Annotated in this window: 14 protein-coding genes; 9 read left to right on the top strand and 5 right to left on the bottom strand. The window is 62.2% G+C overall.

Translation table 11 applies throughout. From position 1 onward, the window contains the following. Positions 1-2 precede the first annotated feature (2 nt). From TU79_RS02870 to fdhA, 7 genes are all read left to right on the top strand, one after another. On the top strand, positions 3-1,256 hold the full coding sequence (locus TU79_RS02870) for a serine hydroxymethyltransferase (protein ID WP_057006614.1): 1,254 nt from the start codon (positions 3-5) through the stop codon (positions 1,254-1,256). 22 nt (positions 1,257-1,278) lie between these two features. Further along, positions 1,279-2,529, top strand: a complete 1,251-nt coding sequence (locus TU79_RS02875; RefSeq protein ID WP_057006615.1) for a sarcosine oxidase subunit beta family protein — start codon at positions 1,279-1,281, stop codon at positions 2,527-2,529. Between the two features lie 15 nt (positions 2,530-2,544). After that, positions 2,545-2,847, top strand: a complete 303-nt coding sequence (locus TU79_RS02880; RefSeq protein ID WP_003234437.1) for a sarcosine oxidase subunit delta — start codon at positions 2,545-2,547, stop codon at positions 2,845-2,847. Then, positions 2,844-5,861, top strand: coding sequence for a sarcosine oxidase subunit alpha (locus tag TU79_RS02885; RefSeq protein WP_057006616.1), 3,018 nt, complete (start codon positions 2,844-2,846; stop codon positions 5,859-5,861). The genes TU79_RS02880 and TU79_RS02885 overlap by 4 nt, the downstream gene beginning before the upstream one ends. Before the next feature lie 129 nt (positions 5,862-5,990). After that, entirely contained in the window at positions 5,991-6,623 is a 633-nt protein-coding gene (locus TU79_RS02890; RefSeq protein WP_057006617.1) for a sarcosine oxidase subunit gamma, read from the top strand. A gap of 10 nt (positions 6,624-6,633) precedes the next feature. Then, positions 6,634-7,491 carry a formyltetrahydrofolate deformylase gene (gene purU, locus TU79_RS02895; protein WP_003234431.1) on the top strand — a complete coding sequence of 286 codons (858 nt, stop codon included), beginning with the start codon at positions 6,634-6,636 and terminating at the stop codon, positions 7,489-7,491. 178 nt (positions 7,492-7,669) lie between these two features. Further along, complete coding sequence (fdhA, locus tag TU79_RS02900) at positions 7,670-8,869, top strand: formaldehyde dehydrogenase, glutathione-independent (RefSeq protein ID WP_057006618.1); 1,200 nt, start codon at positions 7,670-7,672, stop codon at positions 8,867-8,869. Between the two features lie 248 nt (positions 8,870-9,117). On the opposite strand, the gene TU79_RS26405 is transcribed toward fdhA, so the two are convergent. From TU79_RS26405 to TU79_RS02920, 4 genes are all read right to left on the bottom strand, one after another. Next, positions 9,118-9,348, bottom strand: a complete 231-nt coding sequence (locus tag TU79_RS26405) for a hypothetical protein (RefSeq protein WP_069665334.1) — start codon at positions 9,346-9,348, stop codon at positions 9,118-9,120. A gap of 488 nt (positions 9,349-9,836) precedes the next feature. Further along, a complete protein-coding gene (locus tag TU79_RS02910) occupies positions 9,837-10,295 on the bottom strand; it encodes an anti-sigma factor domain-containing protein (protein ID WP_057006620.1) in 459 nt (152 codons plus the stop codon). 85 nt (positions 10,296-10,380) lie between these two features. Next, a complete protein-coding gene (locus TU79_RS02915; protein ID WP_057006621.1) occupies positions 10,381-11,058 on the bottom strand; it encodes an anti-sigma factor in 678 nt (225 codons plus the stop codon). Further along, a complete protein-coding gene (locus TU79_RS02920) occupies positions 11,055-11,681 on the bottom strand; it encodes an RNA polymerase sigma factor (protein ID WP_057006622.1) in 627 nt (208 codons plus the stop codon). Before TU79_RS02920 ends, TU79_RS02915 begins: the two co-directional genes overlap by 4 nt. Positions 11,682-11,808: 127 nt before the next feature. On the opposite strand from TU79_RS02920, the gene TU79_RS02925 reads away from it, so the two are divergent. After that, the gene (locus TU79_RS02925; RefSeq protein ID WP_057006623.1) at positions 11,809-12,381 is read left to right on the top strand and encodes a DUF2780 domain-containing protein; all 573 of its coding nucleotides are present in this window, start codon (positions 11,809-11,811) and stop codon (positions 12,379-12,381) included. Here TU79_RS02925 and TU79_RS02930 read toward each other — a convergent pair. Then, on the bottom strand, positions 12,378-13,265 hold the full coding sequence (locus TU79_RS02930) for a 1-acylglycerol-3-phosphate O-acyltransferase, YihG family (RefSeq protein WP_057006624.1): 888 nt from the start codon (positions 13,263-13,265) through the stop codon (positions 12,378-12,380). The genes TU79_RS02925 and TU79_RS02930 overlap by 4 nt on opposite strands. Positions 13,266-13,437: 172 nt before the next feature. Here TU79_RS02930 and rloA2 point away from each other — a divergent pair, with 172 nt between their 5' ends. Continuing rightward, positions 13,438-13,938: a retropepsin-like aspartic peptidase RloA2 gene (gene rloA2 / locus TU79_RS02935; RefSeq protein ID WP_057006625.1), complete on the top strand. Its 501-nt coding sequence runs from the start codon at positions 13,438-13,440 to the stop codon at positions 13,936-13,938. Positions 13,939-13,944 lie beyond the last annotated feature (6 nt).

Consider the following 13,944-nt stretch of genomic DNA (forward strand, 5'->3'; position numbering starts at 1 on the left):
CGATGTTCAGCAAACAAGACCAGATCCAGGGATATGACGACGCACTGTTGGCGGCGATGAATGCCGAGGAGCAGCGTCAGGAAGATCATATCGAGCTGATCGCGTCGGAGAACTACACCAGCAAACGGGTGATGCAGGCGCAAGGCAGCGGCCTCACCAACAAATACGCCGAAGGCTACCCGGGCAAGCGCTACTACGGCGGCTGCGAGCATGTGGACAAGGTCGAAGCCCTGGCCATCGAGCGCGCCAAGCAGTTGTTCGGCGCCGATTACGCCAACGTGCAACCGCACTCCGGTTCGTCGGCCAACAGCGCGGTGTACCTGGCGCTGATCAACGCCGGCGACACCATCCTGGGCATGAGCCTGGCCCACGGTGGTCACCTGACCCACGGCGCCAAAGTGTCGTCCTCGGGCAAGCTGTACAACGCGGTGCAATACGGCATCAACACCGACACCGGCCTGATCGACTACGACGAAGTCGAACGCCTGGCCGTCGAGCACAAGCCAAAAATGGTCGTGGCCGGGTTCTCTGCCTACTCCAAGACTCTGGATTTCCCCCGTTTTCGTGCGATTGCCGACAAGGTCGGCGCGCTGCTGTTCGTCGACATGGCCCACGTTGCCGGCCTGGTTGCCGCCGGCCTTTACCCGAACCCGCTGCCCTACGCCGACGTGGTCACCACCACCACCCACAAGACCCTGCGCGGTCCGCGTGGCGGTTTGATCCTGGCCAGGGCCAACGAAGAGATCGAGAAAAAACTCAACTCCGCCGTGTTCCCCGGTGCCCAGGGTGGCCCGTTGATGCACGTGATCGCCGGCAAGGCGGTGTGCTTCAAGGAAGCGGCCGAGCCTGGCTTCAAGGTTTACCAGCAACAGGTGATCGACAACGCCCAGGCGATGGCCGAAGTGTTTATCAAGCGTGGCTACGATGTGGTCTCCGGCGGCACCGACAACCACTTGTTCCTGGTCAGCCTGATCCGCCAGGGCCTCACCGGCAAAGACGCCGACGCCGCCCTGGGTCGCGCCCACATCACCGTCAACAAGAACGCCGTGCCGAACGACCCGCAGTCGCCGTTCGTGACCTCGGGCCTGCGCATCGGCACCCCGGCGGTGACCACGCGCGGTTTCAAAGTGGCGCAGTGCGTCGAGCTGGCCGGCTGGATCTGCGACATCCTCGACAACCTCGGCGATGCCGACGTCGAGGCCAACGTGGCCAAGCACGTGTCTGCCCTGTGCGCTGATTTCCCGGTTTATCGCTGAGCGCGGTTTTGGAGTAATGACTATGCAACGCTACTCGGGCTTCGGCCTCTTCAAGCACTCCCTCAGCCATCACGAAAACTGGCAGAAGATGTGGCGCACGCCGACCCCGAAAAAGGTCTACGACGTGGTCATCGTCGGCGGCGGCGGGCATGGTCTGGCGACCGCCTATTACCTGGCCAAGGAGCACGGCATCACCAATGTGGCCGTGGTCGAGAAGGGCTGGCTGGGCGGCGGTAACACCGCGCGCAACACCACCATCGTGCGTTCCAACTACCTGTGGGACGAGTCGGCGCACCTGTACGAACACGCGATGAAACTGTGGGAAGGCCTGTCCCAGGACCTCAACTACAACGTGATGTTCTCCCAGCGTGGCGTCTACAACCTGTGCCACACCCTGCAGGACATCCGTGATTCCGAACGCCGCGTGAGCGCCAACCGCCTCAACGGCGTGGACGGCGAACTGCTCAACGCCAAACAGGTGGCCGACGAGATCCCGTACCTGGATTGCTCCAGGAACACCCGCTACCCGGTACTCGGCGCCACGGTGCAACGTCGCGGCGGCGTGGCCCGTCACGATGCCGTGGCCTGGGGCTTTGCCCGCGCGGCTGACGCACTCGGCGTGGACTTGATCCAGCAGACCGAAGTGATCGGCTTTCGCAAGGAAAACGGCGTGTGCATCGGCGTGGAGACCAACAAGGGCTTTATCGGCGCCAAGCGCGTCGGTGTGGTCACCGCCGGTAACTCCGGGCACATGGCCGGGCTTGCGGGCTTCCGTCTGCCAATCGAATCCCACCCGCTGCAAGCGTTGGTGTCGGAGCCGATCAAGCCGATTATCGACAGTGTGATCATGTCCAACGCCGTGCACGGTTACATCAGCCAGTCCGACAAGGGCGACCTGGTGATCGGCGCCGGCATCGACGGCTACAACGGCTACGGCCAGCGCGGTTCGTACCCGGTGATCGAACACACGATCCAGGCCATCGTCGAGATGTTCCCGGTGTTGTCCCGCGTGCGCATGAACCGGCAGTGGGGCGGCATCGTCGACACCACGCCGGATGCGTGCCCGATCATCTCCAAGACCCCGGTGCCAAACATGTTCTTCAACTGCGGCTGGGGCACCGGTGGCTTCAAGGCCACCCCAGGCTCGGGCAACGTGTTTGCCGCCAGCCTCGCCAAAGGTGAAATGCACCCATTGGCCGCGCCTTTCTCCATCGACCGTTTCCACAACGGTGCGCTGATCGACGAACACGGCGCTGCGGCCGTCGCCCACTAACAGGAGAAATTTCCTATGTTGCATATCTTCTGTCCTCACTGTGGCGAACTGCGCTCCGAAGAGGAATTCCACGCGTCCGGCCAAGCGCACATCCCGCGCCCGCTGGACCCGAATGCCTGCACCGATGCCGAGTGGGGCGACTACATGTTTTTTCGCGACAACCCCCGTGGCCTGCATCACGAACTGTGGATTCACGCCGCCGGTTGCCGTCAGTACTTCAACGCCACCCGCGACACCGTGACCTACGAAATCCTTGAAACCTACAAGATCGGTGAGCAGCCACAATTCACCGCCAAGGCCTCTGGAGAGAAGGTATGAGCCAGATCAATCGCCTGTCCAACGGTGGCCGCATCGACCGCAACAAGGTCCTGACGTTTACCTTCAACGGCCAGAGCTACAAGGGCTTTGAAGGCGACACCCTGGCCGCCGCCCTGCTGGCCAACGGCGTCGATATCATCGGCCGCAGCTTCAAGTACTCGCGCCCGCGCGGCATCTTTGCCGCCGGCGCCGAGGAGCCGAACGCGGTGCTGCAGATCGGCGCCACCGAAGCCACGCAAATCCCCAACGTGCGCGCCACGCAACAGGCGCTGTATCAGGGTTTGGTCGCCACCAGCACCAATGGCTGGCCGAGCGTGAACAACGACATGATGGGCATTCTCGGCAAGGTCGGCGGCAAGCTGATGCCGCCGGGTTTCTACTACAAAACCTTCATGTACCCGCAATCGTTCTGGATGACCTACGAGAAGTACATCCGCAAGGCTGCCGGCTTTGGCCGCTCGCCAACCGAGAACGACCCGGACACCTACGACAATTTCAACCGTCACTGCGACGTGCTGATCGTGGGCGCAGGCCCTGCCGGCCTCGCCGCCGCACTGGCGGCTGCACGCAGCGGTGCGCGTGTGATCATCGCCGATGAGCAGGAAGAATTCGGCGGCTCGTTGCTCGATTCGCGCGAAAGCCTCGACGGCAAGCCGGCCACCGAATGGGTCGCCAGCGTCATCGCCGAATTGAAAACCCTGCCGGACGTGGTGCTGCTGCCCCGCGCCACGGTCAACGGTTACCATGACCATAACTTCCTGACCATTCACGAACGCCTCACCGATCATCTCGGTGACCGTGCGCCGATTGGCGTGGTGCGTCAGCGTATCCACCGCGTGCGCGCCAAACGCGTGGTGCTGGCCACCGGTGCGTGCGAGCGTCCGCTGGTGTACGGCAACAACGACGTGCCGGGCAACATGCTCGCCGGTGCAGTTTCCACCTACGTGCGTCGTTATGGCGTGGCGCCGGGCAAGAAACTGGTGCTGTCGACCAACAACGATCATGCCTACCGCGTGGCGCTGGACTGGTTCGATGCCGGCCTGCAAGTGGTGGCCGTGGCCGATGCGCGCCACAACCCACGCGGCGCGCTGGTGGAAGAAGCCCGCGCCAAGGGCATTCGCATTCTCACCGGCAGTGCCGTGATCGAGGCCCGTGGCAGCAAGCACGTCACCGCTGCCCGTGTGGCGGCGATCGATGTGAAAGCCCATAAAGTCAGCAGCCCCGGCGAATGGCTGGACTGCGACCTGGTCGCCAGCTCCGGCGGTTACAGCCCGGTGGTGCACCTGGCCTCGCACCTGGGCGGCAAGCCGACCTGGCGCGAAGACATTCTCGGTTTCGTGCCGGGCGAAGCGCCGCAGAAACGCGTGTGCGTCGGCGGTATCAATGGCGTTTATGGCCTTGGCGATTCGTTGGCCGACGGTTTTGAAGGCGGCGTGCGCGCGGCCAGCGAAGCCGGGTTTGCGCCGGTGGAAGGCACGCTGCCAAAAGCCTTGAGCCGTCTGGAAGAGCCGACCCTGGCGCTGTTCCAGGTGCCCCACGACAAAGCCACTGCACGGGCGCCCAAGCAATTTGTCGACCTGCAAAACGACGTCACCGCCGCTGCCATCGAACTGGCGACCCGCGAGGGCTTCGAGTCGGTCGAGCACGTCAAGCGCTACACCGCGCTGGGCTTTGGCACCGACCAGGGCAAACTGGGTAACGTCAACGGCCTGGCGATTGCCGCGCGCTCGCTGAACGTGACCATCCCGCAGATGGGCACCACCATGTTCCGTCCCAACTACACGCCGGTCACCTTTGGCGCGATAGCAGGGCGTCACTGTGGGCACATCTTCGAACCGGTGCGCTACACCGCGCTGCAAGCCTGGCACGTGAAGAATGGCGCCGAGTTTGAAGACGTCGGCCAGTGGAAACGCCCGTGGTACTTCCCGCGCAACGGTGAAGACCTGCACGCGGCGGTGAAGCGCGAATGCCTGGCCGTGCGCGACAGCGTCGGGCTGCTGGACGCGTCCACCCTCGGCAAGATCGACATTCAAGGCCCGGATGCCCGCGAGTTCCTCAACCGCATCTACACCAATGCGTGGACCAAGCTCGACGTGGGCAAGGCGCGCTATGGCCTGATGTGCAAGGAAGACGGCATGGTCTTCGACGACGGCGTGACGGCCTGCCTCGCCGACAACCACTTCCTGATGACCACCACCACCGGCGGTGCGGCGCGTGTTCTTCAGTGGTTGGAAATCTATCAACAGACCGAGTGGCCAGACCTCAAGGTGTACTTCACCTCGGTCACCGACCACTGGGCGACCATGACCCTGTCGGGCCCCAACAGCCGCAAGCTGCTGGCCGAAGTCACCGACATCGACCTCGACAAGGACGGCTTCCCGTTCATGACCTGGAAGGAAGGCCTGGTCGGCGGCGTGCCGGCGCGGGTGTTCCGTATCTCGTTTACCGGTGAGCTGTCGTATGAAGTCAACGTGCAGGCCGACTACGCCATGGGCGTGCTGGAGAAAATCGTCGAGGCCGGCAAAAAATACAACCTGACCCCGTATGGCACTGAAACCATGCACGTCCTGCGGGCCGAGAAGGGCTTCATCATCGTCGGCCAGGACACTGACGGCTCGATGACCCCGGACGACCTGAACATGGGCTGGTGCGTAGGCCGCACCAAGCCGTTCTCGTGGATCGGCTGGCGTGGCATGAACCGTGAAGACTGCGTGCGTGAAGAGCGCAAGCAACTGGTGGGGCTCAAGCCGATTGATCCGAACGTGTGGCTGCCCGAAGGCGCGCAGCTTGTGCTGGACGCCAAGCAGACCATTCCGATGAAGATGGTCGGTCACGTCACCTCAAGTTATGCGCACAACTCCCTGGGTTATTCGTTTGCCATGGGTGTGGTCAAGGGCGGCTTGAAGCGCATTGGCGAGCGGGTGTTCTCGCCGCAGGCGGATGGCAGCGTGATTGAGGCGGAGATTGTGTCTTCGGTGTTCTTTGATCCGAAAGGGGATCGGCAGAACATCTGATAGACCGCGGCGCGGCCATCGGGAGCAAGCCCCTCCCACATTTTGATTTGTGAATACATTTCAAATGTGGGAGGGGGCTTGCTCCCGATGAGGCCGGAACAGTCACCCCAGAATTCAGATAGGTGCTTTATGACAGCAGCCAATGTTTACCAACAACGCCCCACCACCGGCGCCAAAGCCGAATCCTCGCTGCACCATGCCGACCTCGCCAGCCTGGTCGGCAAGGGCCGCAACAATGCCGGCGTGACCGTGCGTGAAAAGAAACTCCTCGGCCACCTGACCATCCGTGGCGATGGCCATGACGCCGCCTTCGCCGCTGGCGTTCACAAGGCGGTGGGTATTGAATTGCCCGGCGCCCTGCAGGTCATCGTCAAGGGCGAAACCAGCCTGCAATGGCTCGGCCCGGATGAGTGGCTGTTGATCGTGCCAGGCGGTGAAGAGTTTGCCGCCGAGCAAAACCTGCGCGCGGCCCTGGGCGAGCTGCATATCCAGATCGTCAACGTCAGCGGCGGCCAGCAGATCCTTGAGCTCAGCGGCCCGAACGTGCGCGATGTGCTGATGAAGTCCACCAGCTACGACGTGCACCCCAACAACTTCCCGGTGGGCAAGGCGGTGGGCACGGTGTTCGCCAAGTCGCAACTGGTGATCCGCCACACGGCAGAAGACACCTGGGAACTGCTGATTCGTCGCAGCTTCTCGGATTACTGGTGGTTGTGGCTGCAGGATGCCTCGGCCGAGTTCGGCCTGAGTGTTCAAGCCTGAGGAATAAACCATGAGCCGCGCACCCGATACATGGATTTTGACTGCCGACTGCCCCAGCGTGCTCGGCACGGTGGACGCGGTCACCCGCTACCTGTTCGAGCAGGGCTGCTACGTCACCGAGCACCATTCGTTCGATGATCGCCTCTCGGGCCGGTTTTTTATTCGGGTGGAATTTCGCCAGCCAGATGGTTTTGACGAGCAGGGTTTTCGCGATGGCCTGGCCACCCGCGGTGAAGCCTTTGGCATGATCTTCGAGCTGACGGCGCCGAACTACCGGCCAAAAGTGGTGATCATGGTCTCCAAGGCCGATCACTGCCTCAACGACCTGCTGTACCGCCAACGCATCGGCCAGCTGTCGATGGACGTCGTTGCGGTAGTGTCCAATCACCCTGATTTGCAACCGTTGGCCGACTGGCACCAGATTCCCTACTACCATTTCCCCCTCGACCCCAACGACAAACCGTCCCAGGAGCGTCAGGTGTGGCAGGTGATTGAAGAGACGGGCGCGGAACTGGTGATCCTTGCGCGCTACATGCAAGTGCTGTCACCGGAGCTGTGCCGCAAGCTGGACGGCAAGGCGATCAACATCCACCACTCGCTGCTGCCGGGATTCAAGGGCGCCAAGCCTTATCACCAGGCGTACAACAAAGGGGTGAAGCTGGTCGGTGCCACGGCGCATTACATCAATAACGATCTGGATGAAGGCCCGATCATTGCCCAGGGGGTGGAAGTGGTGGACCACAGCCACTATCCCGAGGACTTGATTGCCAAGGGGCGGGATATCGAAGGGCTCACATTGGCGCGGGCGGTGGGGTATCACATTGAAAGGCGGGTTTTTTTGAACGCCAATAGGACAGTGGTGCTCTGACTGGCGCCATCGGGAGCAAGCCCCCTCCCACATTTGGAATGCATTCCCCTGAGGGGGCCTGCCGCCGATGAGGCCCGCAGGAAAAACACAAGGAAACAGCATCTGTACCCGAGCACTTAACGCGCTGCCCACCCAAAGGGGCAACGCAGTTCCATAAAAACAACAGCGAGGTGAAAGCATGTCTGGTAATCGTGGTGTCGTGTATCTCGGCAACGGCAAGGTCGAAGTACAGAAAATCGACTATCCCAAAATGCAGGACCCCCGTGGCAGGAAGATTGAACACGGCGTCATTCTGCGCGTGGTCTCCACCAATATCTGCGGCTCCGACCAACACATGGTGCGTGGCCGCACTACCGCTCAGACCGGCCTGGTGCTCGGTCACGAAATCACCGGTGAAGTGATCGAGAAGGGCAGCGACGTCGAGAACCTGAAAATCGGCGACCTGGTCTCCGTACCCTTCAACGTGGCGTGCGGCCGCTGCCGCTCATGCAAGGAACAACACACCGGCGTGTGCCTGACCGTCAACCCGGCTCGTGCCGGTGGCGCCTACGGCTACGTCGACATGGGCGACTGGACAGGCGGCCAGGCTGAATACGTGCTGGTGCCGTACGCTGACTTCAACCTGCTGAAGCTGCCGGACCGCGACAAGGCCATGGAGAAAATCCGCGACCTGACCTGCCTCTCCGACATCCTGCCGACCGGCTACCACGGCGCCGTCACTGCCGGCGTCGGCCCAGGCAGCACCGTGTACATCGCCGGTGCTGGCCCGGTCGGTCTGGCCGCTGCGGCTTCCGCGCGTCTGCTGGGCGCGGCGGTGGTGATCATCGGCGACGTCAACCCGATCCGCCTGGCGCACGCCAAGGCCCAGGGTTTCGAAATTGCCGACTTGTCCACCGACACCCCGCTGCACGAACAGATCGCCGCACTGCTGGGCGAGCCCGAAGTGGACAGCGCCGTTGACTGCGTGGGCTTCGAAGCACGCGGCCACGGCCACGACGGCGTCAAGGCCGAAGCACCGGCCACCGTGCTTAACTCGCTGATGGGTGTGGTGCGCGTGGCGGGCAAGATCGGTATTCCGGGCCTGTACGTCACCGAAGACCCAGGCGCGGTGGACGCTGCCGCGAAAATGGGCAGCCTGAGCATCCGCTTTGGTTTGGGCTGGGCTAAATCCCACAGCTTCCACACCGGGCAGACGCCGGTGATGAAGTACAACCGCCAACTGATGCAGGCGATCATGTGGGACCGCATCAACATTGCCGACATCGTCGGCGTGCAGGTGATCAGCCTGGATGACGCGCCGCGTGGGTACGGCGAGTTCGATGCAGGTGTGCCGAAGAAGTTTGTGATTGATCCGCATAAGATGTTTAGCGCGGCGTGAGGCGATAGATAAGGGCGACCCTGGGGTCGCCCTTTTTCATGGCGAATTAGTCTGTGATGAAAAGCCAGCTGATAAACATACCGGCAAAGGATAGGTAGGTAACGAGTGTAGGTACGACCATCCAGTATTTGAGGTGCAGAGGGATTTTTTCAACGTCCTCAACAAGCACCATCCCTCCCCAGTATGAGCCACCCACGGCACCCACCAGCTTGGCGCCTTCAATATATGTCGCTTTCGTGCACTCCAGTTCACGCCCCGTGGAGCAAGCCTCCGTTATCTCCAACGCAGTCGCACTCATCGATTTGCCTGAGCGTCTCTTCGATCTGCGTCAGGTGCTTGCTCCATGCACCGCTCACACTGCCGATACCCAAAGAAGCATGGGACATGATGGCCTGTAACTGATCGTAGTTTTTGATCAGGAATTGATCAGTGGCGGAATGTGCCAACAGAGCATGTTTGATGTTGCCGGCCGATTGCATCAAGCGAGCTTCTTCAGCGGTACAGGCAGCAGTTCGGCTGTCTCCGATAATGACCAATTGCCCAGGCAGCACGACGGTGTTGCGAATGTGCTGGTTGAGGATGTGTTCCCAGCATTGCGTGCACCTTCAGGACTGTGGCGCACGACTATAAGAAGGCGCTACAAGCGAGGTAAGACGCATGCAGGGGCGGTTTTAACGTTTCGGAAATGGACTACTTAAGTCCAGGCGCGCGCCTACGATTGCAGCCGTCGGCTGATCACATTCAGCAATTCACAGCCATCACGCAACGGGATGGCGCAGAGGAGGGCAAAGTCCTGGAGGACGACGTTGTTTCAATCGGGTAGTCAAACCCGTGTTGCCATGTGGACGAACGCCGAACTACAAACGCAATCCTGCGCCCTGAGCAAGTCACCCAGCCGATGAGGTTCAAATGTGGGAGGGGGCAAGCCCCCTCCCACATGGGTTCTGCTGTGTTCAATAGATTTGAGTCAGCGTGTGGCCAATGCGCCCTGATAGACGGTTGGGCCTGTCGGTTGCTTGCTCAGCGAACCGCCCTTGGTTTCCGAACTCACCATCAATTCCACCGGTTTGCTGATGGTTTCCTGCTGGCGCGGGTTCAGGCCGATGATGCCTTTGCCGTCTTCCGGCAACAGCCCCAGGGACACGGGCGTGCCGCCTTCGGGGATGGCCCACAGTTCCAGGCTTTGGTCGGGCGCCGGGGCCGTGGCGGCAATCGGCTGCACTTCCAGGTAATCCTTGTGCGCCATGATCTGCGCGGCCGGCTGCTGGGCGGTGGTCACCAGGGTGGCGGCGGATTTGACGCTGTCTTGGGTGTAGAGCGCGCCGCCGACACCGGCAACCACGACGACACAGGCGCCGATAAACAGGCGCGGACGGCTCCAGAATGGAGGCTTGTGCTCAATCACTGGGGGTTGGATCGCAGTCATAAGTCTCTTCCTGACAAATTTTGTAGTCAGTTCATGGACCTTGCCAATGACGATGGGTTCCGGGGCCCATCGTCGGCGATCTTCGTCAGAGTGATGCCAATTGGCCTTTATATAGCACTGGGCCGGTCGGCTGGCCGCTCGGTGAACCGCCTTCAGGTTCGAGGGTGACGGCGAGGGTGGCCGGGGCTTTGAGCAGCGTTTGCTGAGCCTCGCTCAACTGAATTCGGCCCTTGCCTGCCGTCGGTACCAGCCCGAGGGAGATCGGTTTACCACCGGCGGGAATAACCCATAATTCCAGCGCCTGCGCAGGCGTCAAAGCGGCTATTGCGAGTGGTTCAACCTGCAGGTGATCGGCAAACGTGTCGATCCGCAACGCTGGCTGCTGGTCGGCGGCGACCAGCGTGGTGCGGTATGCAAGGCCCGTGTCGCGAGGGTAGAGCACGCCGATCAACACTGCCGCAATCAGGGCGCACGCGGCAGCCAGCAGGCGCCCCTTTCTCCACCACGGTTTTTTCGCCGGTACGTGCAGCTTTTGCGGCTCGATCCGCGCCTGGATGCCTGCCCACACGTGATCAGGCACTGCGCGTTCGGGCAGGCTGCCGGTGAGGCTGGCAAGCGCCTCCTGCCAATGCCCAAGCTCTGCGCGCAGCGCGGCATCGTTGAGCAGAAGGGCGTCAAACCGGCGACGGGCGGTGGCGGGCATCAGGCCAATCGCGTAGTCGGCGGCCAGGGCGCGGCGCAGGGCGGTGGTGTGGTAGTTCATGATTCAAGGCACCTGCGCAGGCGCTCCATGCCGCGACGAATCCAGGATTTGACCGAGCCCAGGGGGGCCGCCAGGTGTTCGGCCAGCTCCGAGCACGACAGGCCTCGAAAGTAAGCCACGGTGATGGATTGGCGCTGCATGCCGTCGAGGGTGTCCAGGCAACGGTTGAGGGCGCGGGCGTTGCGTTCGCTGTCGAGCTGGTCATAGGCGCTGGGGCCTTCGTCGAACAGGGCGTCCTGCTGGCCGTCGACAAGGGGTTGCTCACGGCGTTTGCGCAATTGGTCGATGGCCAGGTTGCGGGTGATGTTCACCATCCAGGTCATGGGCGACGCCAGGTGAGGCTCGTAGCGCGACGCGTTGTACCAGATGCGCACGAAGGCTTCCTGCAACACGTCCTCGGCGAGGTCCGCACGGCCCATGAAGCGGTAGGCCACCCCATGCAGGCGCGGCGAAACGCTACGGTACAGGGTTTCGAACGCCTGGCGGTTGCCCAGGGCGCATTGGGCCAGCAGCGGGCGTAATGGGTCAGCATCGGTGAGCGTAATGGGGCTTCTCCAGGCTCTCGAGCGAGGGCGACGGGACTGCGCACGGTGGGCAGAGGGTAATCCAATTTGCGCAGTCATTCCATCCAGCTCCGGGCGGCCTGTCAGTGCTATACGCAGGCCGGGGCGTTTCGGATGCGGTTGGGAACAAGCCCTGTTATCGCCAGTCCAACGCCTGCTTTCGCCCCCACCTGCAGAGGTTGTTTCGATGAATATTTCACGCGGTTTCGCCCTTTCCTGCCTGATGACCCTGGCAGCGGCCCCGGTGTTCGCCGCAGGGTTCAGCCTTGGTGATGCGGCCAATGCGATTTCCGGCATGCAGGGCGGCAACAACAAGGCCGCTGCCGCCGCGCCGTCGTCCGAGACGGCCGGTCTGCTGAGCGCACTCACCTCGCAACTCAATGTCACCCCCGAACAGGCCGTCGGCGGCACCGGCGCGATGCTGGGCCTGGCCAAGAACCGGCTGAGCGGCAACGATTATTCGCAATTGGCCAAGAGCGTACCGGGGCTGGACAAGCTGTCCGGCGACAATGCATTGGGCAGCCTCGGGGCCTTGAGCGGGATGCTCGGCCAGGGTGGCGGCAGCAAGACCAGCGGCCTGGACGGCCTGTTGGGCAACGTGAAGAACACCAACGACCTGAACACCGCGTTCAGCGCCCTGGGCATGGACAGCGGCATGATCGGCCAGTTTGCGCCGGTGATCCTGCAATACCTGGGCAGTCAGGGCGCCAACGGCTCGGTACTGGGCAAGCTGGCCCAGGCCTGGGGCACTGGCGGCTAAGCCTGCTGCGCGCGCAGCTGTTCGATGCGCGCGTCTTTCTCCCTCCAGAGCTGGTTGACCCAGTTCTGGACGGTTTGGCGAAACGCCGGATCGTTCTCGTAATCCCCCTGCCACAACGCCGGATCCAGCTCACGGGTGCGGATATCCACAATCACTTTCGGCACGCCGCCGCTGATCAAGTCCCAGAATCCCGGGATCTTCTGCTGTGGATAGACCACGGTCACGTCGAGGATCGCGTCCAGCTGTTCACCCATCGCCGCCAGCACAAACGCCACGCCGCCCGCCTTGGGCTTGAGCAGGCGGGTAAAGGGTGATTCCTGCTGCACCCGCTTGGTTTCGTTGAACCGCGTGCCCTCCAGGTAATTGACCACCGTCACCGGCTGGCGCTTGAACAGTTCGCAGGCCTGTTTGGTGATCTTCAGGTCTTGCCCCGCCAGCTCCGGGTGTTTGGCCAGGAACGCTTTGGTGTAGCGCTTCATGAACGGGTAGTCGAGCGCCCACCAGGCAAGGCCCAGGAAGGGCACCCAGATGAGTTCTTTTTTCAGGAAAAACTTGAAGAATGGCGTGCGCCGGTTGAGCGCCTGGATCAGTGCCGGGATATCCACCCACGACTGGTGATTACTGATCACCAGGTAAGAGGTGTCACGTCGCAGGTCGGCGCCGCCGCGAATGTCCCACTGGGTCGGGATGCACAGCGAGAAGACAAGCTTGTCGATCTCGGCCCAGGTTTCGGCGATCCACATCACCGCCGCCGAGGCATGGTCGCGCCAGCGCCCCGGCGCTGCCAGCTTGAGCAGCGCGAACACCAGCAACGGGCCGATCAGGATCAGCGTATTGAGCAACAGCAGCAACGTGACGCAACAGCCGGTGAGCAGGCGGCGCATAAGCAACTCTTGGAATTCCTGTGGGCCGCTCATCATAAGCAAGCAACGTGCGCAGGCCAAATCGCAAATCGCCCCACGAATGTTTCACACCGGTCACGCTATGCTCGGTCATCCAACTAAGTGCCGGGTTTGCGGTCTAGAATCCGCCCACCTTCTTTCGAGGAATCACGCCGTGAAATTGCTCTTTGCCGCGTTCACCCTGGTTGCCCTGCCCGTCATGGCCGCCGAACCGACCCTCTACGGGCGCTACGAATACATCCAGTTGCCGGAGATCGGCGAGACCTTCAAGGCCAAGATGGACACCGGCGCGCTGACCGCCTCGCTGTCGGCCCGCGACATCCAGACTTTCACCCGTGATGGCGACGACTGGGTACGCTTTCGCCTCGGCGGCCAGGACGCGTCGAACAAGGTCTACGAGCACAAGGTCGCGCGTATCAGCAAGATCAAGAGCCGCGCCGACGAGGATGACGACAAGGAAGAGTCCAGCGTGACCAAGCGGCCGGTGATCGACCTGGAAATGTGCCTGGGCGACGTCAAGCGCACCGTCGAGGTCAACCTGACCGACCGCAGCAGTTTCAACTATCCGCTGCTGATCGGCGCCAAGGCCCTGCGCGAATTCGGCGCGGCAGTGAACCCGGCGCGGCGCTACACTGCCGACAAACCGGACTGCTGACGGACC

Origin of the sequence: Pseudomonas trivialis (assembly GCF_001439805.1) — a bacterium.
Lineage (GTDB): Bacteria > Pseudomonadota > Gammaproteobacteria > Pseudomonadales > Pseudomonadaceae > Aquipseudomonas > Aquipseudomonas trivialis.

Excerpts from the sequence above, each read along its gene's own strand:
- TU79_RS02870 (WP_057006614.1), top strand. The coding sequence starts at position 3 with ATGTTCAGCAAACAAGACCAGATCCAGGGATATGACGACGCACTGTTG.
- TU79_RS02875 (WP_057006615.1), top strand. The coding sequence starts at position 1,279 with ATGCAACGCTACTCGGGCTTCGGCCTCTTCAAGCACTCCCTCAGCCAT.
- TU79_RS02880 (WP_003234437.1), top strand. The coding sequence starts at position 2,545 with ATGTTGCATATCTTCTGTCCTCACTGTGGCGAACTGCGCTCCGAAGAG.
- TU79_RS02885 (WP_057006616.1), top strand. The coding sequence starts at position 2,844 with ATGAGCCAGATCAATCGCCTGTCCAACGGTGGCCGCATCGACCGCAAC.
- TU79_RS02890 (WP_057006617.1), top strand. The coding sequence starts at position 5,991 with ATGACAGCAGCCAATGTTTACCAACAACGCCCCACCACCGGCGCCAAA.
- purU (WP_003234431.1), top strand. The coding sequence starts at position 6,634 with ATGAGCCGCGCACCCGATACATGGATTTTGACTGCCGACTGCCCCAGC.
- fdhA (WP_057006618.1), top strand. The coding sequence starts at position 7,670 with ATGTCTGGTAATCGTGGTGTCGTGTATCTCGGCAACGGCAAGGTCGAA.
- TU79_RS26405 (WP_069665334.1), bottom strand. The coding sequence starts at position 9,348 with ATGCAATCGGCCGGCAACATCAAACATGCTCTGTTGGCACATTCCGCC.
- TU79_RS02910 (WP_057006620.1), bottom strand. The coding sequence starts at position 10,295 with ATGACTGCGATCCAACCCCCAGTGATTGAGCACAAGCCTCCATTCTGG.
- TU79_RS02915 (WP_057006621.1), bottom strand. The coding sequence starts at position 11,058 with ATGAACTACCACACCACCGCCCTGCGCCGCGCCCTGGCCGCCGACTAC.
- TU79_RS02920 (WP_057006622.1), bottom strand. The coding sequence starts at position 11,681 with ATGACTGCGCAAATTGGATTACCCTCTGCCCACCGTGCGCAGTCCCGT.
- TU79_RS02925 (WP_057006623.1), top strand. The coding sequence starts at position 11,809 with ATGAATATTTCACGCGGTTTCGCCCTTTCCTGCCTGATGACCCTGGCA.
- TU79_RS02930 (WP_057006624.1), bottom strand. The coding sequence starts at position 13,265 with ATGCGCCGCCTGCTCACCGGCTGTTGCGTCACGTTGCTGCTGTTGCTC.